Annotated in this window: 19 protein-coding genes; 8 read left to right on the forward strand and 11 right to left on the reverse strand. The window is 67.9% G+C overall.

Annotated elements, in window-relative coordinates:
* Nucleotides 1-118 precede the first annotated feature (118 nt).
* From FBZ88_RS26760 to FBZ88_RS26770, 3 genes are all read right to left on the reverse strand, one after another.
* Complete coding sequence (locus tag FBZ88_RS26760) at nt 119-1939, reverse strand: DUF885 domain-containing protein (RefSeq protein WP_246138877.1); 1821 nt, start codon at nt 1937-1939, stop codon at nt 119-121.
* A complete protein-coding gene (locus tag FBZ88_RS26765) occupies nt 1939-4386 on the reverse strand; it encodes a glycoside hydrolase family 127 protein (protein WP_246138878.1) in 2448 nt (815 codons plus the stop codon). Before FBZ88_RS26765 ends, FBZ88_RS26760 begins: the two co-directional genes overlap by 1 nt.
* Nucleotides 4387-4607: 221 nt before the next feature.
* A complete protein-coding gene (locus FBZ88_RS26770; protein WP_145620056.1) occupies nt 4608-5930 on the reverse strand; it encodes an NAD(P)/FAD-dependent oxidoreductase in 1323 nt (440 codons plus the stop codon).
* A 98-nt stretch (nt 5931-6028) separates the two neighbouring features.
* Between FBZ88_RS26770 and FBZ88_RS26775 the strand changes: the two genes are divergently transcribed.
* Together FBZ88_RS26775 and FBZ88_RS26780 are read left to right on the forward strand one after the other, a co-directional pair.
* Nucleotides 6029-6931: a dihydrodipicolinate synthase family protein gene (locus FBZ88_RS26775; RefSeq protein ID WP_145620057.1), complete on the forward strand. Its 903-nt coding sequence runs from the start codon at nt 6029-6031 to the stop codon at nt 6929-6931.
* A gap of 212 nt (nt 6932-7143) precedes the next feature.
* Nucleotides 7144-8190 (forward strand): 4-hydroxyproline epimerase, encoded by a 1047-nt coding sequence (locus FBZ88_RS26780; protein WP_145620058.1) that lies wholly within the window; start codon nt 7144-7146, stop codon nt 8188-8190.
* A 120-nt stretch (nt 8191-8310) separates the two neighbouring features.
* Here the strand turns inward: FBZ88_RS26780 and FBZ88_RS26785 are convergent, their stop codons facing one another.
* The 3 genes from FBZ88_RS26785 to FBZ88_RS26795 are packed head-to-tail and all read right to left on the reverse strand — an operon-like array spanning nt 8311 to nt 11763.
* Complete coding sequence (locus FBZ88_RS26785; RefSeq protein WP_145620059.1) at nt 8311-8769, reverse strand: hypothetical protein; 459 nt, start codon at nt 8767-8769, stop codon at nt 8311-8313.
* An 8-nt stretch (nt 8770-8777) separates the two neighbouring features.
* The gene (locus tag FBZ88_RS26790) at nt 8778-9995 is read right to left on the reverse strand and encodes a M24 family metallopeptidase (protein WP_145620060.1); all 1218 of its coding nucleotides are present in this window, start codon (nt 9993-9995) and stop codon (nt 8778-8780) included.
* Between the two features lie 31 nt (nt 9996-10026).
* A complete protein-coding gene (locus tag FBZ88_RS26795; RefSeq protein WP_145620061.1) occupies nt 10027-11763 on the reverse strand; it encodes a peptide MFS transporter in 1737 nt (578 codons plus the stop codon).
* 337 nt (nt 11764-12100) lie between these two features.
* On the opposite strand from FBZ88_RS26795, the gene FBZ88_RS26800 reads away from it, so the two are divergent.
* Nucleotides 12101-12763, forward strand: a complete 663-nt coding sequence (locus FBZ88_RS26800; RefSeq protein WP_145611188.1) for a GntR family transcriptional regulator — start codon at nt 12101-12103, stop codon at nt 12761-12763.
* Between the two features lie 6 nt (nt 12764-12769).
* Here FBZ88_RS26800 and FBZ88_RS26805 read toward each other — a convergent pair whose 3' ends face one another.
* A complete protein-coding gene (locus FBZ88_RS26805; RefSeq protein WP_145620062.1) occupies nt 12770-13078 on the reverse strand; it encodes a hypothetical protein in 309 nt (102 codons plus the stop codon).
* Nucleotides 13079-13314: 236 nt separating this feature from the next.
* Here FBZ88_RS26805 and FBZ88_RS30410 point away from each other — a divergent pair, with 236 nt between their 5' ends.
* Nucleotides 13315-13473 (forward strand): hypothetical protein, encoded by a 159-nt coding sequence (locus FBZ88_RS30410; RefSeq protein WP_186291171.1) that lies wholly within the window; start codon nt 13315-13317, stop codon nt 13471-13473.
* Between the two features lies 1 nt (nt 13474).
* On the opposite strand, the gene FBZ88_RS26810 is transcribed toward FBZ88_RS30410, so the two are convergent.
* Entirely contained in the window at nt 13475-14044 is a 570-nt protein-coding gene (locus tag FBZ88_RS26810; protein ID WP_145620063.1) for a hydrolase, read from the reverse strand.
* A gap of 79 nt (nt 14045-14123) precedes the next feature.
* Between FBZ88_RS26810 and FBZ88_RS26815 the strand changes: the two genes are divergently transcribed.
* The gene (locus tag FBZ88_RS26815) at nt 14124-14783 is read left to right on the forward strand and encodes a TetR/AcrR family transcriptional regulator (protein ID WP_186464613.1); all 660 of its coding nucleotides are present in this window, start codon (nt 14124-14126) and stop codon (nt 14781-14783) included.
* On the opposite strand, the gene FBZ88_RS26820 is transcribed toward FBZ88_RS26815, so the two are convergent.
* Nucleotides 14780-16144 carry an LLM class flavin-dependent oxidoreductase gene (locus FBZ88_RS26820; RefSeq protein WP_145620065.1) on the reverse strand — a complete coding sequence of 455 codons (1365 nt, stop codon included), beginning with the start codon at nt 16142-16144 and terminating at the stop codon, nt 14780-14782. The genes FBZ88_RS26815 and FBZ88_RS26820 overlap by 4 nt on opposite strands.
* A 192-nt stretch (nt 16145-16336) precedes the next feature.
* On the opposite strand from FBZ88_RS26820, the gene FBZ88_RS31140 reads away from it, so the two are divergent.
* Entirely contained in the window at nt 16337-17320 is a 984-nt protein-coding gene (locus FBZ88_RS31140) for an outer membrane lipoprotein (protein ID WP_246138882.1), read from the forward strand.
* 11 nt (nt 17321-17331) lie between these two features.
* The gene (gene pip / locus FBZ88_RS26830) at nt 17332-18300 is read left to right on the forward strand and encodes a prolyl aminopeptidase (protein WP_145620066.1); all 969 of its coding nucleotides are present in this window, start codon (nt 17332-17334) and stop codon (nt 18298-18300) included.
* Nucleotides 18301-18318: 18 nt separating this feature from the next.
* On the opposite strand, the gene FBZ88_RS26835 is transcribed toward pip, so the two are convergent.
* The gene (locus tag FBZ88_RS26835; RefSeq protein WP_145620067.1) at nt 18319-19398 is read right to left on the reverse strand and encodes an alpha/beta fold hydrolase; all 1080 of its coding nucleotides are present in this window, start codon (nt 19396-19398) and stop codon (nt 18319-18321) included.
* Nucleotides 19399-19523: 125 nt separating this feature from the next.
* Nucleotides 19524-21197 (reverse strand): methyl-accepting chemotaxis protein, encoded by a 1674-nt coding sequence (locus FBZ88_RS26840; RefSeq protein ID WP_145620068.1) that lies wholly within the window; start codon nt 21195-21197, stop codon nt 19524-19526.
* A 219-nt stretch (nt 21198-21416) separates the two neighbouring features.
* Here FBZ88_RS26840 and FBZ88_RS26845 point away from each other — a divergent pair, with 219 nt between their 5' ends.
* Nucleotides 21417-22841, forward strand: a complete 1425-nt coding sequence (locus tag FBZ88_RS26845; protein WP_145620069.1) for a class I SAM-dependent methyltransferase — start codon at nt 21417-21419, stop codon at nt 22839-22841.
* The last annotated feature ends 32 nt before the right edge of the window (nt 22842-22873 follow it).

A 22873-nucleotide genomic window follows, 5' to 3' on the forward strand; every position in this document is an offset into this window, starting at 1 on the left:
AAGATGGGGGTGAGGGTTTGATACACCCACATCCGCTTGAGGGAAAGGCATCATAAGAACAAAACGGGGACGGATGTCGCCATCCGCCCCCGCCTGTTCACGTCCTGTAATGTAACGCTTACTGCGCCGGATAGGGGCTCTTGCCGCCCTCGGCGATGAAGCGGTCGATGCGGGCCTCCAGCACTGGCAGCGGCACGCCCCCCAGCTTCAGCACCGTGTCGTGGAAGTTGCGCAGGTCGAACTTCGGGCCCAGCGCCTTCTCCGCCTTGGCCCGGGCCTTCAGGATGGCCATCTCGCCCAGATAGTAGGACAGGGCCTGCCCTGGCCACGCAATATAGCGGTCGACCTCGGTCTCGATCTCATGGTCGGCCAGGGCGGTGTTGTCGTGCAGGTACTGCTGCGCCTGCTCGCGCGTCCAGCCCTTGGCATGGATGCCGGTGTCGACCACCAGGCGGGCAGCGCGCCACATCTGATAGCTCAGCATGCCGAAGCGCTCATAGGGCGTCTCGTACATGCCCATCTCCTCGCCCAGCTTCTCGCAGTACAGGGCCCAGCCTTCGCCGAAGGCGGAGATGTAGACCTTCTGCCGGAACTCCGGCTGGTCCTTCTGTTCCGCCGCGATGGGCATCTGGAAGGCGTGGCCCGGGGCCGATTCATGCAGCGTCAGGGCCGGCAGGGCGTACAGGCCGCGCGACGGCAGATCATAGGTGTTCACCAGGTACACGCCCGGGCCGCCCCGGCCGGAGGTGTAGAAGGGTGCTATGTCCGCCGGCACCGGGATGATGGCGAAGCGCGAGCGCGGCAGGTAGCCGAAGTACTGGTCCGCCTTGCCGTCGAACTTCTTGGCGATCCAGGCCGCCCGCATCAGCAGTTCTTCCGGGGTCTTGGCGTAGAACTGGGGATCGGTACGCAGGAACTTCAGGAAGGCGGGGAAATCCCCCTGGAAGTTGGCCTGCTTCATCACGTCCAGCATCTGGGCGTGGATCTTCGCCACCTCTTCCAGGCCGATCTTGTGGATCTGGTCCGCCGTCAGGTCGACGGTGGCGAACTCCTTGATCTTGGACTGGTAGTAGGCCTTGCCGTCGGGCAGGGACTCCGCCGCCAGCTCGGTGCGGGCGCCGGGAATGTATTCCTCGCGCATGAACTTCAGCAGGGCCTGGTGGGCGGGCACCACCGACTTGGTGATGGCGGCCACGGCGGCGGCGCGCAGTTCCGCCTGGGTCGCGGCCGGGATGGTGTCCGGTATCTTTTTGAACGGCGTGTAGTAGACGTTGTCTTCCGGTGTCTTGGCCTCGACCACGTTGACGATGCCGCTGTCGCGGCCGGTCAGCGTCACCTTGGGCGGGGTGAAGCCCCGCTTCAGGCCGGCGCGCATGTTCACGATCTGCTCGCCGAAATAGCGCGGCATGTCGTTCAGCTGGCCGATGAAGGCCTTGTATTCCGCCACGGTGTGGAAGGGCTTGCGCGCGCCGCCGGCCATGTTGGACCAGAACGAGCTGTCGGCGTTCAGCGGCTTCTCATAGTCCTTGAACTTCTGGCTGTTCAGCAGCACCGTCACCTGGTCGCGATAGATGCTGAAGTCCACTTGCGCCTCGGGCGACAGGTCGGCCTGGGGGATGGCCGCCAGTTCCTTCAGGACGCCTTCCCAGACCTTCTGCCGCTTTTCCTGGGTGGCGGCATCCACCTTGGGCAGATGGCCGGCGACGGTGTCCGTGCTGTCCTCGTCATCCTCGCCCTTGAACTCCTCCTGACGCCACTTCCATTCCTTGGTGTAGATCGCCTTGAATTGGGCGTCGGCCTTGCCGGCCGTGGCGGTCGCGGCATGGGCCATACCGACGATGGGGGTCACGGTGATTTGGCCCAGGGTCAGGACACCGGTGAACAGGGCGGTGCCGACCAGCAGGCGGGCGGCCAGACGTTCTAAAGGCAGGCGATTCATCAAATGGGCGCTCCCTGAGAGGCTGATGCTGCGACGACGCGGCACCCAAACACGGGCCCCGCGGAGTAGCCGGTTTCCGGCTCGAAACGGACGACGACGGTGGACTTGCCCGCCGTCAGGGTGGCGGGGATGGGGTATTCCACGTCAAAGAACTCACCCGGCCGCTCCGCGTCCAGCTTTTGCGTGGCGATGCGGGTGCCATCGACCAGGATGTGGAACAGGCGCTTGCGCTCATCGCCCCAATATGTCGCCTGCAGCACCATGGCGCCGCCGCGGACCTTGGCCTTGAACTCGAAGAAGCCGCCGGTGCGGGCGTCGCGCCCGTTCCGGCCGCGGTAGGTCACGGGATAGGAGATCTTGGCCTCCAGCCCATGGTCGCGTTCCGGCTGCATCTCGCCCAGGTGCATGACATCGACCGAGCGCGCCTGGATGTCGCGCTGGCGCGCCGCCTCCTGCGCCAGGGCCGCCTCCGCCGTCTTCCACTGCGCCTCGGTGTAGCGCTTGAAGTAGACGGCCGTGCGCCGGGTGTACTGCTGGTAAAAGGGCTTGAACTCCATGTCGCCCGGCCGGCCGATGCCGGTGGTGCGCCACACCAGGGCGTCGGGCGTCGCCCGCTGGAAGCCGTCCAGGACGGAAGCCGAGACCAGCGCCGGCGCCGGACCCTGGAAGGCGTCGGAGACAGGCGTGGGCTGGGGCGAGCCGGTGGGCGCCTCGCTCTTGGGCGCGGCGCCCAGGTCGGCGGCCAGTACCAGGGGGCCGTGCAGGAAGGCCACGGTGTCGGCGTCGTCGTTGGTGGATTCCAGGCGCAGGGCCATGGGCAGGCGCAGGGCGACGGCGTCGCCCGCCTTCCATTCCCGCCGCACGACGGCGTAGCCGCTCTGCAACTGCAGATCCTGCGGCTTGCCGTTCACCGCCAGGGTGGCGCCGGTGCACCAGGCCGGGATGCGGAAGCTGACCGCGAAGGTGGCGGGACGCTTCAAGGCCTTCAGCGTCAGCAGCACCGTCTCAGCTTCCGGATAGCGGGTGTCGAGATCGACCACCGCCCCCCGCTCCGCCCAGGTGAGGGTGGAAGGGATGTAGAGGTTGACGGCCAAATCCTCCGCACCGCGCTTCCAATAGACGCTCTCGCCATGCTTGGCGTGGCTCTCCATGCCGGTGCCGACGCAGCACCAGAAATCTTCCGTGGGCGTGGAGAATTCCCGCGCCGAGCCGGACATCAGCGGCGTCATGTAGGTGAACATGCCGGTGGCCGGGTTCTGCTGCGCCAGCACGTGGTTCAGGTGCGCGCGCTCATAGAAGTCGAAGTAGTGCGCGTCGGCCTGGCGGGCGTAAAGCAGGCGGGTCAGCTTCAGCATGTTGTAGCTGTTGCAGCCCTCGCAGGTCTGTTCGGTGATGTGGCGGGAGATGCTGCGCGGTGCCTGGAAATACTCCCGGTCCGCGTTGCCGCCGATGACGTAGGAATGGTTGGTGGTGACCGTCTGCCAGAAGAAGGCGGAGGCCTTGGCGTGGCGCTCGGACCCCGTCAGCTCCGCCAGGCGGGCCAGGCCGATCAGCTTGGGGATCTGGGTATTGGCGTGGATGTTGGCCAGCTCATCCCGGCCTTCCGACAGGGGCACCAGCACCTTGGCATGGTAGAGGCGCTCGGCCAGCTTCAGCCAGCGCCGGTCGCCGGTGCGGGCGTACAGCTCGGCGAAGCTCTCGTTGATGCCGCCGTGCTCGCAGTCCAGCACCTTCTGGACCTGCTCGTCATTCAGGTGGCTGAACACCTCATCGATGTAGCCACCCAGCTTGACGCCCACATCCAGGGCCTGCGTGTTGCCGCACAGGGTCTGGGCGTCGAACAGGCCGGTGTAGAGCTTGTGCCAGTTGTACAGCGGCACCCAGCAGCCGTTGAGGTCGAAGCCGGCGGAGCGGATCTCGCCGCGCCGCAGTTCATCGAACACAACCTTGCCGTCCTCGACGATGTCGCCGCGCTTGCGGGTGAAGCCGGCGACATAGCCGTCGCCCTGGGCCTTCTGGCAGTCCGCCAGCTCGGCCACGATGTAGTCCACCCGCCGCTTGCACTCGGCATCGCCGGTTTGGGCGTGCATGAGGGACAGGGCGCTCAAATAATGGCCCAGGGTGTGGCCGGCGATGGTGTCGCCTTCCCAGCCACCATAAGCGGCGCCCTTGGGCTGCAGGCCGGCGCCGCTGCGGAAATTATGCAGCAGGCGGTCGGCCTCCAGGCTGTGCAGATAGGCCAGGTTGGCATCCACCGCCGCCTTGAAGGGCGATGGCTTCAGGCGCACGGCCGACAGGGGGAAGGGTTCGGCGGTGCCGGTGTTGAGCGCCGGCACCAAGGGGGCGGCCACCGCCGGCACGGCCATCAGGGCCGCGGCCGAGGCCGCACCGCGCAGGATGGTGCGCCGGGACACCGTTTGCCTGGAGGGGGCGCTGAAGGTTGCCATGGGACCGTCTCCCAGATCGCGCACCATACCTTAAGCCCCCGTGTTCTTGATTGTTATGTCTTGGGTCCGCACGCAGACGCGCCGGATCGCCGGCGAGGACGCCAGCGGAGCAAAGGGACCCAACTGCCAAGTTATTTTGGGATACTGTATACGATACTGCATCATAGAGAACTACGCCTCCGGTCATAGGACGGAAGTAGGCCCCGCCAAAGGGAAGGCCTTCAGGAGAAGCGGTCCAGCGCCATGGCCGGATCGGGTAGCGCCCGGCCGGCGACGATGTCGGCCATGCGCCGCGCGCTCACGGCCGCGAGGGTCAGGCCCAGATGCTGGTGGCCGCAGGTGGCGTAGAGGCCGGGATGGCGGCGGCTGGCGTCCAGCATGGGCAGGTAGTCGGGCAGGCTGGGGCGGCAGCCGGTCCATTCCGAACTTTCCGCCCCCGGTGCCATCAGGCCGACCTCGCGCAGATGGTGGCGCAGCAGCGCCGGGCGGCGGGGATCGGGCGCGTCATCCGGCCCGCTGAAATCGGTGAAGCTGGTGGCGCGCAGGCCCATGGTCATGGGCGTCACGATGATGGTGCGGTTCTCGAACACCACCGGCCGGTCCAAGAGGGGCGTGTTGGATCCCGAGTCGCCCGGTACCACCACGTGGTATCCGCGCTCCGCGATCATGGGCACGCGATAGCCCAGCGGTTCCAGCAACGATCCGGAGTCCACGCCCAGCGCCACCAGCACGGCATCGGCGCTGATGACGCCGCCGGCATGGCGCAGGCGCCAGCCGACATTATTATTCCCCCCTTGGCCCCCTTGGCCGCTTTCCAGCCCCTGGATGTCAGCCTTCTCGATACGCCCGCCGCGCGCGACGAAGGCGGCGGCCAAATCCTGGGTCAGGCCGAAGGGGTCGTTGACATGGCCGGTGCCGGTATAGGTCATGCCCCCTGTGACACGCCGCCGCAGGGCATGGGGCAGGTCGGGCCAATCGCCCGGGCTGGGACCCCAGGGGGTGACGGGCACGCCCAGGCCCCGGGCGGCGGCGACGGACGCGGCGATGGCAGCCTCGGGCGCTGCACTTTCCCATACGCTGTGATGGCCGCGCGTCTGGAAGCGGCCCTCGGCACCCGTTCCCACCAGCAGGGTGCGCCAGTCCTGGATGACGGTTTCGATCAGGCCGGACAACACGGCCGTGCCGTGGGCGTGGGCCCGGGGCAGGCAGGCGCCCAGGAAATCCCTGGCCCAGCCGCGCGCCAGGATGGGCAGGGCTCCCTTTCGGATGCCCAAGGCCCCCCCAGACTTCAGCAACAGGCCCGGCACGCGCCGCAAGGTGGCGAAAGAGGCCAGGGGCAACAACTGTTCCGTGGCGATGTGGCCGGCGTTACCGTAGGAACATCCACGCCCTGGCTCATCCCGGTCGATCAGGATGACCTCATGCCCATCACGTACCAGGGCCAGCGCCGTGGCGGTGCCCACCACGCCGGCGCCCACCACCGCGATGGTGCCGGATCCTGGCCGGAACGGCATGGGTGGGTTGCTGGCATCGGCGACAGGCATGTGCAGAGTCCCTTGATTGGATACAATATCCTATTATACTATCCGTCACGGCGCTTCCCGACAAGCGCGTATGGCGGAAACGTGAAAGGTTTTAAGAGATGTCCCTGCCCAACTGGCGCGGTGTGTTCCCCGCGGTGACCACGCAGTTCAACGAAGACCTCAGCATCAACCTGGCGGAAACCCAGCGGGTGATCGACGGCCTGATCCGCGACGGCGTGCACGGCCTGATCATCATGGGCACCGTGGGCGAAAACAACTCTCTGGAACCGGAAGAGAAGCGCCAGGTGCTGGCGGCCGCCAAGGAAGTGACCGCCGGCCGCGTGCCCGTGATCACCGGCGTGTCGGAACTGACGACGCCGCGCGCCGTCGCCTATGCCAAGGATGCGGAAAAGATCGGTGCCGACGGCCTGATGCTGCTGCCGGCCATGGTCTACGTGCCCACCGAGGAAGAGCTGTTCCGCCACTTCGCCGCCGTCGCCGGCGCCTCGGCCCTGCCCATCATGCTGTACAACAACCCGCCGGCCTACCGCGTGGACATCAGCGTGCCGCTGCTGCAGCGCCTGGCGGAGATCCCGACCATCGTGGCGCTGAAGGAATCGGCCCCCGACACCCGTCGTTTCACCGACCTGGCCAACGCCATCGATGAGACGAAGATGATGCTGATGGCCGGCCTGGACGACGTGGCCCTGGAAGGCTTGCTGCTGGGTGCCCGGGGCTGGATCTCCGGCCTGACCAACGCCTTCCCCAAGGAATCGGTGGCGCTGTACGACGCCGTCGTTGCCGGCGACCTGGCCAAGGCCCGCGCCATCTACCGCTGGTTCCTGCCGCTGCTGCACCTGGATGCCCGCCACGACTTGGTGCAGAGCATCAAGTTGGCCGAGCAGGTCATGGGCCGCGGTTCCGAGCGCGTGCGCCCGCCGCGCTATATCCTGGAAGGCCAGACCCGCGCCGACGTGATCGCCATGGTCGAAAAGGCCGCCGCGACGCGGCCTGTTCTGTAAGTAGTTCCCTCAGACGCCGGCGGGGTTTGTTCGTTTTCCTCAAGCGCCGGCGCAAGCCTCCGCTGGCTTGGCTTCCTCGCTGCGCCCTGCGGTACTCGCTGCGGGGCTGGCGGTCGCCAGCCAGCGAGGCTGGACCTGGGGAACCGGGTCCAGCCTCGCGAGTACCTCCAGAGTTCGTGTTGTTCCCACCGTCTGCCTTAAGGCCTGATGCCATGACCACCGCCCCCAGCGTTCCGACCGGCGATCCCGTTCTGCCCACGGGCCGCCAGACCTTTGCCTGCATCGACGGGCACACCTGCGGCAACCCGGTGCGACTGGTCATGGGCGGCCACCCGCCCCTGGTGGGCGCCACCATGAGCGAGAAGCGCCAGGACTTCCTGTCGCGCTTCGACTGGATCCGCACGGCCTTGTGCTTTGAGCCGCGCGGCCACGACATGATGTCGGGCGGTTTCGTCTACCCGCCCTGCAGCCCGGAGGCCGACGCCTCCATCCTGTTCATCGAGACCTCGGGCTGCCTGCCCATGTGCGGCCACGGCACCATCGGCATGGTGACCTTCGCGCTGGAACACGGCCTGATCCGCCCGCGCACGCCGGGCAAGCTGGTGCTGGACGTGCCCGCCGGCCAGATCGGCGTCGAGTATGAGATGGCGGCCGGCAAGGTGAACTGGGTACGGCTGTTCAACATCGACAGCTTCCTGTTCACCAAGGGCGTCACCATTGAGGTGCCGGAGCTGGGCCCCCTCACCCTGGACATCAGCTACGGCGGCAATTTCTACGGCATCATCGAGCCGCAAGGCGCCTACAAGGGCATCGATGACCTGGGCAGCCAGAAGATCATCCATTTCAGCGGCCTGGTGCGGCAGCTGGTGCGGGAGAAGATCACCCCCGTCCATCCGCTGGACAGCACCATCCGGGGCCTGAGCCACGTGATGTGGGTGGATAAGCCCAAGCACAAGGACGCCCACGGCCGCAACGCCGTGTTCTACGGCGACCGTGCCATCGACCGGTCGCCCTGCGGCACCGGCACCTCCGCCCGCATGGCCCATTTGGCGGCGCAGGGCAAGCTCAGCGTCGGCCAGAGCTTCGTGCACGAAAGCATCATCGGCAGCCTGTTCGAAGGCCGCGTGGAAAGCGCCGGCACGCTGGGCGACTTCCCCAGCATCCGCCCGTCCGTCAAGGGCTGGGCGGTGCAGACCGGCCTCAACACCATTTACGTCGACCCCACCCAGGATCCGTTCTGGCGTGGCTTCCAGGTCTAAGTCCCGAGCCTGACTTAGATCTGGCGTTTCCTCCCAAGGCACATCCTCAAGGGCCGGCCCGCAAGGACCGGCCCTTCTTTTATGTGTCGAGGATGAACACGGCCCGCCTCAAGCCGACGCTTAAGCCGCACTCTCCTCACACGCCATCGTGTCCCTTGGGTCGATCACCAGCGCGCGTCCGAAGGAAACGTCCGGAAAATGAATGGCTGACGCAATCTCGGCGATATCGGGCAGAAGCGCCGCAATGGCGATAGGTTTTTCGGGAACGGCGACCAGCCGATATGAATGATAGTCTCCCACGGAATTGTGATGAAACTCACCCCAGTCGTAAACGAAGACCCCCCGGCTGGCCAAGGCCAGGAAACTGTCAGGCCTGGGGACATCCACCAGGAGCGTGGCCGGTGTCGACACGCCAAGGGCCAGCAGCATCTCTTCCAAGGAGAATGCCGTGAACGCCTCGAAGCCGAAGGCCTGGCCGGGAACGGGGCCTTCCCCCGCTGTGATGAAGGCTCCCACCCTCCCGCCCTGGTCCATCGCTATCCACAGGCAATCAATACCTTCCGGATATCCGTCTGCCATGAAGCCCCTCAGTGATGCAGCCCGAAGGGGTTGTCCACATCCGTCGGCGGAACGGTGAACCAGCGGGGGCCGTCTTCGGTCATGTAGACGTGGTCCTCGAAGCGCACGCCGAACTTGCCGTAGAGGCACAGCATGGGCTCCACGCTGAAGCACAGGCCGGCCTCCAGCGGCTGCTTGTTGCCGCCGACGATATAGGCGGGCTCATGCAGGTCCAGGCCCACGCCGTGGCCGGTGCGGTGGGGGCAGCCGGGCACCTGATAGCCGGGGCCGTAGCCGCGGGACTCCAGGAAGCTGCGGGCGGCGATGTCCACCGCTTCGCATGGAACGCCGATCTGGGCGGCGTTGAAGGCCGCCATCTGGGCGTCGCGCTCATCCTCCCACACCCGGCGGTATTCGGGGGTGGCGTGGCCGAAGGTGTAGCAGCGGGTGATGTCGGACTTGTAGCCCTCGATGGCGCAGCCGGTGTCAATTAGGACGGGGTCGCCCTCCTTCAGGAACCAGTCGCCGGGGGCGCCGTGGGGATAGGCCGTGGCCTCGCCGAACTGCACGGCGCAGAAGGTGTTGCCGCCGTCGGCCCCCAGCGCGCGGTGGGCCTGGCCGATGAAGGCCACCACCTCACCCGGGGTGATGCCGGGACGCAGGATGCCGGCGGCCAGGCGGTGGACCTCCAGCGTGATGGCCTTGGCGTGGGACAGCAGGGCGATCTCATGCGCCGACTTCACCCGGCGGCAGGCCTCGGTCAGGGGGCGGGCATCCACCAGGGTGGCCTGGGGCAGCGCCGTTGCAAGGTCGAAGAACACGCCGGCATAGCCCAGGGCGTCCACCGCCACCGTGGCAGAGGCGCCCGACTGCGCCCGCACCAGGTCCGCCACCAGGGCGTAGGCGCTCTCATCCTCCTGCCAGGTGCGCACTTCATCACCCACGGTGATATGGCCGCGCAGCTTGGGCTCCTCGAACGCCGGGCAGACATAGACGGGGTCGCCGTCCTTCAGGATCACGGCCGCTGTCAGCCGCTCGCTGGGGTGCCAGTCCAGGCCGGTGAAGTAGAGGAAGTTGCTGGACGCCGGCAGCAGCAGGGCATCCACCTTGCGCGCCGCCATATGGGCCCGCACCGCCTCGATGCGGGCGCGGTATTCATCCGCCGTGACGGGCTGCACCGCCGCCCGCCGGGACTTCAAGGTCGACAGCACCGCCGGGGCCGACAGCCCCCCAATACCCTTGGTCATGGTCTCAAACCCGCTTCTCTGGGATCACACATCAATCATTCAGGCGGCGCAGCGGCACCACCAGCAACAGCAGCAGCACAGCCGCGGCGCAGGACCACAGGCCGGCCTTCAGGTACACCGCCTGGTATGAGGCCAGTTGCACCGCCGCCGGCAGGCTGCCGTCAACCACCGTCGCCTGCGCCACCAGCGCGCTCAGGCGCTGACCATAGGCCGTGGACAGGAACCACAGGCCCACCAGCAGGCTGGTGATGGCCGGCGGCGACAGGCGGGTGATGGAGGACAGGCCAATGGGGGACAGGCACAGCTCCCCCACCTCTTGCAGCAGATAGAGCGACAGCAGCCAGGCCACGCCCACGCGCAGGCCCGCCGGCGTCACCTCAATGCCGAAGGCCAGCGCCAGGAAGCCCAGGCCGACGAACAGCACACCCAAGCCGAACTTGGTCACCGGGCCGGGGTCGCGGCGATGGCCGTCCAGCCAGCGCCACAGGGCCGCCAGCGGCAGGGCCAGCAGGATGACGAAGGCCTTGTCCGGGAACTGCAGCACCGGGGCCGGCACCAGCACCGGGCCGATGTGGCGGTCCGTCCACTCGGCGGCGAAGACGTTCAGGGAGGCGGGCCCCTGGTAGAACAGGGTCCAGTACAGCACCGACACCAGCATGAGCAGCAGCAGCAGCGCCAGATGGCGGCGCTGGCGCGCGTCGCAGCGGCGGGCGAACCAGAAGACGGCGGCCAGGCCGGCCACGGCGGCGATGTCCAGCACATGGCCCACCACCGTCGGATGATCGACGATCAGCCAGGCCCCCAGCGCCACGGCCAAGCCACCGGCCAGGGCCAGCAGGCCACCCGGCGCGCTGCTGGCGGCACGGGGGCCGCCCTCGGCCGCGGGGAGTTCGGGCGGCAGCAGGCGGCGGCCCAGGGAGAAGGTGGCCAACGCCACGGCCATGCCGATGCCGGCGGCCCCGAAGCCCCATTCCCAGCCCAGCGCGGCGCCCAGCCAGCCGCAGACGATGCTGCCCATCAGGCCGCCGGCGTTGATGCCCAGGTAGAAAATCAGGAAGCCACGGTCGCGCGCGGCGTGGCGCTGGCCGTACAGCCGGCCGACCAGGGCGGAAATGTTGGGCTTCAGCATGCCCACGCCGGCGGCGATGAGGGCCAGCGACAGGTAGAACAGCTTCAGCCCGCCGGCGTCCGGCGTCTTTTCCAGGCGTCCCCGCAGGGTGACGGCGGCGCCGTCGGGACCGACATAGGTCAGGACCCGGGCATCCGGGTCATCGCCCTGGACGCTGCCCAGGCTGGTGATGACCTGGGCGGTGCCATTCACCACCACCTGGCGGGCGCCGTCCTCCCCCTCCGCGGGATAGAGGATGGGGCGCTTCAGGTCATAGGTGGCCTCAGGCGTCACCAGCCGTTCCACCGTCTGCGCCGGCTGCCAGGCCATCAGGCCGTGGCCCAGCATCAGCAGCACGGCACCGGCGCGCACGGCGTGGCGGGCACCCACCCAGCGGTCGGCCATGAAGCCGCCAACCACCGGGCACATATAGACCAGGACGCCGAAGGCCCCCAGCTCGGCATAGGCCGACACCTTGTCCATGGATAGGTGCCACAGCAGGAAAAAGATCAGGATGGATTGCAGGCCGTAATAGGAGAACCGCTCCCAGAACTCGACCGCGAACAGCAGGTAGAGGCCGGGGGGATGGCCGCCATCGTGGTCTTCAGGCGCCACCGCCGGGCCGCTTACCGGGCTGTCCGCCCCCGCCATCACCGCCATGCCCTGCCCGTCCCCGTTATCGTCGAATGGATGCGCCAGGGTATCATGCCCGTGGGGTGCCCTGGTGGGGCGATAGCGTATCGGATACGATATCCAAACTGTCAAGCATAGCGCCACCGGCACCCATTCTGGCATCCGGACGGACGGCGGGGAATGCTATCGCTTGAGGCTGAACGGGAACTAGACCGGGCCATGCACCAACTGCCCATGGCGCGGCATCCCCGAACCGTCTAGCGTATTTTAGAAAATCAATTGCTTTTACATCCGATATCAGGATGTTCAGAGGCAAATCACAGGGCCGCCTTTTCCAATCCGCACCCCGTCAAGAAGCCACCAAATGATCGCACGCGCCAAGATCGAACGGAAATCCCTGTCGGCCCAGGTGGTTGACGCCTTGCGGCAGATGATCCTGTCCGGGGAATACGCGCTGGGTGCCCAGCTGCGCCAGGATGAGATTGCGCAGAAGCTGGGGGTCAGCCGCATCCCCGTGCGCGAGGCGCTGCAGCAGCTGGAGGCGGAAGGCCTGGTGGCCACCATCCCCTACAAGGGGTCGGTCGTGGCCCAGCTGTCGCCCACCCAGGTGCGCGAATACTACGAGGTGCGGCTGCTGCTGGAAATCGACCTGCTGCGCCGCGCCATCCCGCAGCTGAGCGCGAAGCAGATCAAGAAGGCCGAAGCCGTGCTGAAGGAGATGCATGCCGCCGAGGCCAGCCGCTGGGGGGCGTTGAACTGGCAACTGCATGAGGCGTTGTACGAGCCGGCCCAGCGCCCGGTGATGCTGGACATGGTGAAGCGCATCCACGACAGCCTGGACCGTTATGTCCGGCTGCACCTGTCCATGACCCCCGCCATCCACGATCGCTCCATGGATGAGCACGAGCAGCTGGTGGCCCTGTGCCGCGACGGCAAGGGGGACGAGGCGGTGGAGGTGTTGCGCGGCCACCTGACCCACGCCCTGGAGGAACTGGTGGTGTTCCTGGAAGGGCAAGAGGCGGCTTAGGTCGCTTCAGATTGCCCGCTTCACCTGAAGGTAATGCCAAAAGCGCCGCACCAACAATATGGGCAAGGCACCGAACCCATTGCCTATGGCGCTGAATACGGTGATGAGGGCCAAGTCCAGCGCGACGAAGCCAATAGGCATCTGCCCGGCGGCGTCCCAATTGATCAAAAGCACGGCATCGGCAATCAGTGTAAGCGCCAGGGCTGAGACCATCATCAGCCCGACCCTGCCACAGCGGGCCACAACGAAGCCGGCAGATGTGAAGAAGCCCAGGACTCCGCCCAGGAAAATGGCTTCGTAGTAGGTGAAGTCCATCTGATCGCTCCCATTGCCCTCATCGCATAATGCCATAGGGACCATGGGATTTTCGCTACCTTCGAAGCTCCCTCCGCAACCGCTGGCCTGCGGCGGCGCAAAGCCCCTTCGTGCCAGGGTGATCCCGCCCCTCCCGCGTATGCCGGAGGGGTGGCTGCGAAAAGGCTATTTGCGAATCATTCTTAATATCATTACTGTGGCCATACAGTTTCCACCGAGACGGAAGGGGATCCGCCATGCCGATGCCGGAGATCGAGGAAGCGACGCTGGACGAGTTGCTGGCCGAACCCATCGTGCGCCTGATGATGGCGCGGGATCGCGTGACGGAGGGAGAGATCCGGACCCTGGTCCATGAGACCTGCCCCCTCCTCTTCACCTTCCTCTTCGCCGCCTAGCTTAACCCAGCGTGATGGCGTCGCTGGTGGTCCGGCGGCCCAGGCGCGGGAAGATGGTGTTCAGCGCGAAGTCCTGCATCTCGGCAGTGAAGGTGCTCATGGCGTCGGTCGGGAACACCAGGGCATAGCCGTGTTCCCAGGCGCCGCGCGCCGTGGATTCGACGCCAATGTTGGTGGCGATGCCTGCCAGCACGATGGTGGTGATGCCCCGGCGGCGCAGTTGCAGATCCAGATCCGTGCCGTAGAAGGCGCCCCACTGCCGCTTGGTGACGATGATGTCACCCGCCTTCACCAAATCCTCATCCAGCGTGGCCCAATTGGCCGGAAAGCCGCCCGGCGGCACGGTCATGGCCTGGTCCGTGAGCTGACGCGGCGCGTCGCTGAAATCAGGCGCGAAAGCCACGCGCACCAGCACCACCGGTGCGCCGGCCGCGCGGAAACGGTCGGCCAGCGCCTTGGACCGGGCCAGCACCTCGGCCCCCGTGTGCGGCGCCAGGGGCAGGTTGACGATGCCGTGCTGCAGGTCGATCAGCACCAGGGCGGTGGTCTTGGGATCCAGGTTGAAGCTCATGGCAACCTCCAGAAGCGGGGATGGACGGCGGGCGCCGGGAATGGGAATATGAGGGCGTCCTCATGAAAGATTTATGAGAATGTCCTCACAAAAGTCAACAGCCGACGCCGCCGCGCCTATTGCCGCATCCGCGGAAGGCGCGCCCACCGCCGGCCCCAAGATGCCGACCCGCGAACGGGGCCGCGCCCGCGTGGCCGCCCTGCTGGCCGCCGCCGGCGCCGTGTTCGCGGAGAAGGGCTATGACGCCGCGACGATGACGGAGATCGCGGCCAGGGCGGGGGCCCCCATCGGCTCGCTCTACCAGTTCTTCCCCACCAAGGCCGTGCTGGCCGACGCCCTGCTGGCGCAATACGCGGAGGCGCTGATGGCTCTGCTGGCGACGGTGGAGGCGCGCGCCGCCACCCTGTCGCCGGCCGAACTGGCGGCCGACCTGCTGGCCGTGCTGCCCAGCCTGAAGGTGGAGCGCGCCGCCGCCTTCGCCCTGATCGACGCTCGGCCCGACATGGTGGCGCAGCAGGGCGCCTTGCGCGCCGGCCTGCGCCGGGGCATCGCCGCCATCCTGCGCGCCAAGTCCCCCGCCCTGCCGCCTGAGCGGGCGGCCGCCATGGCCGTCACGCTGCTGCAAATGATGAAGGGCGCCGCCGCCCTGGGCGATGAGCCCGACTTGGCCCATGGGCGTGAGGCCCTGGCCGGGCTGGAGCATGCCGCCAGCCTGTTCCTGAAGGATGCGCTGGGCTAACCCGGCCAGCGCCGGCTGGCGGCGGGGTGGGCATCGGGCAGCCGCGCCCCCTGGCCTGTCAGCTTCTCCCGCAATGTGCCAGGCGCGTATTCCGTCTTGTAGGCACCCCGCCGCTGCAACTCCGGCACCACCAGGTCGACGAAATCACCGAAGCATTCCGGCGTGACCGTGCGCGCCAGGATGAAGCCGTCCACGTCCGCCTGGTCCACCCAGGCCGTCAGCTCATCCGCCACCTTGGCCGGGCCGCCGACGATGGGCACCTGGCGCCCGCCCAGCTTCAACCCGTCCATCAAGCCGCGCCGGGTCAGCACCTTGTCCGGCCGGCGGGCGGCTTGGTTCTCGATGTTCGACGTCACGGCCTGGCTCTGGCCGGCGTGAATGGGCTCATCCCACTCCTTGGCGGCGAAGTCGATGCCCAGGGAAGCGGAGGCGTGGGCCAAGGCGCCCTCGACACTGGCGTAGCGCTCATAATCGGCCAGCCTGGCCTGGGCCAGGGCGTCGGTCTCATCCACCACGACGGTGGCGCCGACGAAGACCTTCAGGCTGGCGGGGTCGCGGCCCAGGCTGCGGGCCAGGTCGCGCAGGTCGGCCACCAGGCGGGCGACGTGCGGCTTGGGCCCGCCGTTGACGAAGACGCATTCGGCATGGGCGGCGGCGAACTTGCGCCCTCGCTCGGACGACCCCGCCTGATACAGCACGGGCGTGCGCTGGGGCGACGGCTCGCACAGGTGCGCCCCCTCCATCCGGAAGTGCGGGCCGTGATGGCGGACGGCACGGACCCGCGCCGGGTCGGCGTAAACGCCGCCCGCGCGGTCGCGGCGCACGGCGTCGTCGGCCCAGCTGCCCTCCCATAGGCGGTAGACGACGTCCATGTATTCCTCGGCCACGGCATAGCGGTCGTCATGCGCCGCCTGCCCGTCCAGGCCCAGGGCGCGGGCGGCGCTGTCGAGGTATCCCGTGACGATGTTCCAGCCGATGCGCCCACCCGTCAGATGATCCAGCGTGCTCATGCGCCGGGCGAAGGTGTAGGGCGGCTCATAACTCAGGTTGGCGGTGACGCCGAAGCCCAGGTGGGTGGTTGCCGCCGCCATGGCCGGGATCAGCAGCAGGGGATCGCCCACCGGCACCTGCACCGCCTCGCGCACCGCCGCGTCGGGCCCACCCTGGTAGACGTCGTAGATGCCCAGCACGTCAGCCAGGAACAGCCCGTCGAACAGGCCCCGCTCCAGCGTGCGCGCCAGGTCCATCCAATAGGCCAGTTCGGTATATTGCGTCGAACGGTCGCGCGGGTGGCGCCACAGGCCCTGGTGGATGTGGCCGACGCAATTCATGTCGAAGGCGTTGAGGCGGATTTGCTTCATGGCGGGGAGGTCCGGTTGGGCCCGGGGGCGGGCCCGGGGGCGGGAGCGCCGCGCCATGATGGCAAGTTGACCACATTGCCGCCATGAAATTGCCAAGTGACACCCGGGGACGGATCTCCTATGACACGGGGCTGTCCATACAGCCTATCCGGGGTAATCCGCGCCCCGGTCGTTTCAGGGAACGGCTCCCCCGTGTCGCGATCCATCCGGTTCGGCCTGACGGCCGCTGTCGCCCTTCTCGCCCCCGTCGTCCTGGCGGGCTGCGCGGCCGACTATTCACCCAACACCTACAACGCCACCGCCGTGCAGCAGGCCAACAAGGCCGAGCCGGGCGTCATCATCGGCTTCCGCCAGGTGTCGATCAGCGCCAGCGGCGCCGTGGGCGCCGTGGCCGGCGGGGCCGCTGGCGGCATCCTGGGCTCGCAGATCGGTCCCAACGGCGCCCTAGGCGCCGTGGGCGGCACCGTGGTGGGCACCATCGTCGGCACCAGCGCGGAGCACATGACCGGCGACACCACCGGCTGGGAATACATCGTGCGCAAGCCCAACGGCGACCTGCTGTCGGTGACCCAGCGCGAACCCACGCCCATCCCGCTGGGGCAGAAGGTGCTGGTCATCACCGGCAATCAGGCACGCATCGTTCCCGACTATACCGTCAACATCGATCCGGAACCCAAGCCGGAGCCCAAGGCCGAGGCGAAGCCGGAGAAGCCGGCCAAGCACGCGGCCCCCGCCCCGGTGGCGCCAGCCCCCGTGACGCCCGCACCCGAGACTCCCACGCCGGGGGCGGCACCGGCGTCCCCGCCCCCCGTGGTCCCGGCCGAACCCACCCCCGCTGCCAAGGCACCACAGCCCGAACCGACGCCCCCGGCGGCACAGACCCAACCGCAAAGCCAGCCCAACGCGGCGCCCGCCGCCGCCCCGCAGGATACGGCCCCGGCCCAGTCCCCGGTTACCCAGCCCCCGGTTACCCAGCCCCCAGTCACCCAACCCCGGGCGGACACCCCGGCGGAGACGCCCAAGGCCGACACCGTCCCGGCGCCCGCGCCCCAGGCGACCCCGCCGGACACCGCCCCCCAGACGGGCCCTCAGGCTGGCCCCAAGACCGGCTGGATCCCGGCGGAAGCCGAATCGACCCCGGCCGCCACCGCCACCGACGGCGACGCGCCCAAATAAGGAACGGCCCCATGCCCACCCCGGCAACCACGCTGCGCACGCTCTACCCGGCCATAGAGCCCTACGAGACCGGCATGCTGGATGTCGGCGACGGGCACGCGATTTACTATGAGCGTTGCGGCACGCGGGGAGCCAAGCCGGTGGTCTTCCTGCATGGCGGCCCCGGCGGCGGCACCAGCCCGGGCCAGCGCCGCCTGTTCGACCCGGCCCTCTACGACATCCTGCTGTTCGACCAGCGCGGCTGCGGCAAATCCACGCCCCACGCCAGCCTGGAAGCCAACACCACCTGGCACCTGGTGGCGGATATCGAGCGCCTGCGCGACCTGGTGGGCGTGGACAAGTGGCAGGTGTTCGGCGGCTCCTGGGGCTCCACCCTGGCGCTGGCTTATGCCGAGGCACATCCGGAGCGGGTGAGCGAGCTGGTGCTGCGCGGCATCTACACCCTGACCAAGGGGGAGTTGCTCTGGTACTACCAGTTCGGCGCGTCGGAGCTGTTCCCCGACAAGTGGGAACGCTTCCAGGCCCCCATCCCGGAGGCGGAGCGCCACGACATGATGGCGGCCTATCACCGCCGCCTGACGGGCGACGACGAGGCCGCCAAGCTGGCGGCCGCCAAGGCCTGGACCATCTGGGAGGGGGAGACGGTCACCTTGCTGCCCAACCCCGAGTATTCGGCCCCCTTCAAGGACGGGCATTTCGCCCTGGCCTTCGCCCGCATCGAGAACCACTACTTCATGCACGGCGCCTGGCTGGACGAGGGCCAGCTGGTGCGGGACGTGGGCCGCATCCGCCACATCCCGGCCACCATCGTCCACGGCCGCTACGACATGCCCTGCCCCGCCCGCTACGCCTATGCCCTGCACAAGGCCTGGCCGGAGGCGGACTTCCACCTGATCGAGGGGGCGGGCCACGCCCACGCCGAACCCGGCATCCTGGACCAGCTGATCCGCGCCACCGACCGCTATGCCGGGAAGGCGTGAGGCGCCGGCCCCGTCGCCCTACTTCAGCAACTCCTCCAGCGCGCCCTTCCATACCTTGGCCTGCGTCAGGGTCTGGTGGCCGCGCGTCTGGTCCGAGGCGGGGATAAGAACGTAGCGGCCATTGGTGATGCGTTTCATGGCCGCCTCCATCACGCCCAGTTCGGCTGGGTTCAGCAGGTCGTCGGCGAAGTTCACCGCCACCAGCTTGGCCTTGATCTTCTCCAGCTCCGGGCTGGGGTCGTAGTCGTAGGACGATTCGAACCAGTAAAGATAGTCGTTCGCGTCCACGGTCTTGGCGTAGTCGGCCACCCACTGGTCGTAAAGGGTGGTGGCCGCCGTGCGGCTGGGGGCCTGCTGCTGCAGGACCGAGGCGTTATTGACCATGATCTGGAAAATGGGCAGTGCGCGGGTGTAGCCGGTCGGCTGGGCCGTGTAGTCGCCGCCCTTCCAATCCGGATCGTTGCGGATGGCCTCGATGATGAGTTGGCGCCACAGCATGTTGCGGCCGGAAATGGCCACGGGCTGAGAGGCGATGGGCATCAGCGCATCCATCATGTCCGGATAGCGCTCCCCCCAGATCCAGGTCTGCATGCCGCCCATGGAAGTGCCGGCGACCAGCTTCAGGTGCTTGACGCCCAGGCCCTGGGTGACGATCCGGTACTGGCCCTCCACCGCGTCGACATAGCCGTAGTGGGGGAAATGGCCCTTCAGCCCGTCCGACGGCTTGGAGGAGCCGCCGTGGCCGATGCCGTCGGCCAGGATGATGAAATACTTGGCGGCATCCAGCGGCTGGCCCGGCCCGAACAGCTCCCCACCCAGGCTGGCGTTCAGGAAGTTGCGGCCGGTGCCGGTGGTGCCGTGCAGCAGCAGCACCCCGTTGGTGATGGCGCCCGACGCGTCGCGCTGCGGCGTGCCCAGGGTGGTGTAATGGAACTTGGCGTCGGCCAGATGCTCCCCATTGGTCAGGGCGAAGTCGCGGACGACGACGTCGCCCTCCATCTGGTTGGGATAGCTGGGGGGAGTACCGTCGGCGGCGCCGGCAACGCCCGCCAGGGCCAGCGCCGCGGTGAGGGCCAGGGTGGAAAGCCAGGCTTTCATTGATGTTCCTTCTGCCAACAACCCCGCGCCATCCGAAGACGGCACGGGACTTTTATCTGTGGGCGCAACGATTCCACCCGGACCGGCCATCCCGCAAGAGACCCTTTTCGGTCAGCCCGCGCCCATCAGGCCGCGCGCAGGGCCGCCAGGAAGGTGGAGACGCGGGTGCGCAGGCCATCGGCCTGGGACGACAGGTCGTCGGCGGCCATCAGCACCTCCCCCGCCACGGTGCCGGTCTCGCCCGCCACCTGCCGCACGCCGTTCATGCCGGCGCTGACCTCGCTGGTGCCGCGCGCGGCCTCGGCCACATTGCGGGCGATCTCCTGCGTGGCGGCGCCCTGTTCCTCCACCGCCGCGGCGATGGTGGTGGTGATGTGGTCGATCTCTGCAATGGTCTGGCCGATGGCGGCGATGGCGCCGGCCGCCTCCCCAGTCGCGGCCTGCATGGACTCGATCTGCTGGCGAATGTCGTTGGTGGCCCGTTCCGTCTGGTTGGCCAGGGCCTTCACCTCGCTGGCCACGACAGCGAAGCCCTTGCCCGCCTCACCCGCGCGCGCCGCCTCGATGGTGGCATTCAGCGCCAGCAGGTTGGTCTGCCCCGCGATGTCGCTGATCAGCGCCACGACGGCGCCGATCTGCTGGGCGGCTTCCGTCAGGCTGGTCACGGCGACGTTGGTGCGCGTCGCCTCCGCCACCGCCTTGGCGGCGATGGTGGCGGAAACGGAAACCTGGCGGCCGATCTCCCCGATGCTGGCGCCCAGTTCCTCCGCCGCCACGGCCACGGTCTGGACGTTGGCGGCCGCCTGTTCCGAGGCGCCGGCCACCGCCACCGCGTCGCGGGCGCCGGTGTCGGCGATGCGGGTCAGGTTCTCCGCCGTCTCATGCAGGCCGGTGGAGGCCTGGGTGACCGATTGCAGGGTATGGGCGACATCGGTGTCGAAGGTCTGGACCAGGGCGTCGACCCGGTTGGCCCGCTCGGTCTTGGCCGCCGCCTCCGCCGCCTGGGTGGCGGCCAGTTCATCCACCTGCCGCATGCTGGTGCGGAACACGTCGACGGCGCGCGCCATGTCGCCCACCTCGTCCCGCCGGCCGGTGGCGTCCAGGGTGAAGCCATAGTCCTTCTGCGCCAGGCGGCGCATCACGCCGGCCAGGCGCGCCAGGTGTTGCACCACGTCACGGTCCAGCCACAGCACGGCGCCCACCGACACCAGCACCGCCACCAGGGCGAAGATGGATATGCTCCACAGCGCGTGGGTGTAGGCGGACTGCACCACGTCGTTGGCCTTGGCGGCACCGGCGCGATCATAGGCGCTGAGCGCCTCCAGCGATTCCTGCACCTTACGGAAGACGGCCACGATCTCGCCGTTCATGGCCTTTTCCGCCTGCTCGTGGTTCTGCTTGGCGGTTTCGAACATGGAGGCCATGCTGGCCTCGTACGGGCCGCGCAGGGCCTGGTACTTGGCGTACAGGGCTGCCATCTCGCCCGTCTGGCCCACGGCCTCGAACCGCGCCACGGCCGCGTTCAGGTCGGCCGTCTGCTTGCCATACAGCTTGATGGCCTCGTCCCGCGCCTTGTCGTCGCCCGCCGCCACAACCCGGCCGGCGGAGATGCGCTGGCGGGCGGTGAAGGCCTTCATGTCGCCCACGGCGTCCACCGAGGGCAGCCAGACATCGCGGATTTCCGTGGCGGCGCTGTTGATCGTGCCGATCCGCCACAAGGACAGCAGGCTGATGGCGATGGTCAGCAGTAACAGGCCACCGAATGCGGCCAACAACTTGGGGCGGAGGGCGAGATTCATAAAATTCACCGTAAATGCTATCGAGCGCACAGTAATTCAACCTTGAAGGTCGCAGCTTATAAGCGCTCTGTTACCCTTTGATGTGATGCGGCGAATCCGCCCATCGGCCATGTTTCAACCGCATTCTGAATCACCGCTCCCCTTTTACTCTCGACAGCGGGGCCGCCTGGGGCCAAGGTCTGCGCCAAGGACCGACACAAGTGCGAAGGACCAGGGTCGATGAGCGGCAACAAGGCCATCCCCGGCGGCGGCACGCCCGAAGGCATCGTGCAGGACGACGTTCACCGCTATGTCACGGGCATCGCCTACCTGCGCCGCTATTACCAGGAATTGAACCCGGCCTCGATCGCCTACGCCGCCCTGCAGTGCGGCTACCAGGCGCCGCGCCTGGACCGGCCCTTCCGCTACCTGGATCTGGGCTGCGGCCATGGCTACAGCCCCACGCTGTTCGCCAGCCTGTTCCCCCAGGGGCACTTCATGGGCGTGGACTTCAACCCCGTGCACATCACCAGTGCTGAAAACCTGCGCCGTGCCGCCGGCATCACCAATGCCAGTTTCAGCGCCGCCAGTTTCCAGGACCTGGCGACGGAGGAGGATGGGCCCATCGCCGACTGCGACTTCATCGTCATGCACGGGATCATGAGCTGGGTCAGCGAGACGGTGCGGCGGGAGATCGGGGCCGTCATCCGCCGCCGGCTGAAGCCCGGCGGCATCGTCTACGCCAGCTATAACTGCCAGCCGGGCTGGGCCGGCAAGATGCCCATCCGCGCCCTGATGGTGGACGTCTATGCCGTCACCACCGGCACGGTGGAGGAGCGGGTGGCCAAGGTCCGCGCCTTCCTGCGGCAGATGGCGGACACGGGCGCCCTGTACTTCGAATCCAATCCCGCCATCGAACAGCAGCTGCAGGCCATTGAGACGCTGGACGCCAGCTATATCGTGCACGAGTACCTGAACGAGTACTGGCGCGTCTTCTATCACAAGGAGATCGCGACCTTCATGGCCAACCACGGCGCGGGCTTCATCGGGTCCGGCACCCACGCCGACAACGTCCCCCTGCTGGCCGTGCCGGAGAAGCCGCGCACCCTGATGGCGGCCATGCCGAACGCGCTGCTGCGCGAGGGGGTGCGCGACATGGCCCTGAACCGGCAGTTCCGCCGGGACATCCATGTCTGCGACCTGGCGCCCCTGAACATCAACGACCTGATCGCCGCCCATCGCGCCACCCGCTACACCCTGGCCCGCCGGCGGGCCGACTGCCCCATGGTGGTGCCCCGGTCCTTCGGCGACGTCGCCCTGCACGAGGGCATCTTCAACCCGCTGCTGGACCGGCTGGCGGCCGGCGCCACCACCTTCGACGATCTGGTGGGCGTGCCGCCGCTGAACGACTGGGCGGCGGCCGACCAGATCCAGGCTTTGCAGGTGCTGGTGGGCGCGGAATACATCCGCCCGGTGGTGGATGGCGCCGGGGTGGATGCGAATAGCGACAGTGTGCGCCGCTTCAACCAGACGGCCCTAGCCGCCGCCCGGGCCGAGGGCCAGACCGAGGTGGCCCTGGCCGCCCCGTCCCTGTCCGGCGCCCTGCGCGTTACCCTGACCGACACCGCCAACCTGCCCGTGGACCTGCCAGGCGCTGAGTTCTAGAGTCTTTCTGACTTGAATTGAATCGTCGGAAA

The organism is Nitrospirillum bahiense (genome assembly GCF_007828025.1).
GTDB classification, from domain to species: domain Bacteria; phylum Pseudomonadota; class Alphaproteobacteria; order Azospirillales; family Azospirillaceae; genus Nitrospirillum; species Nitrospirillum amazonense.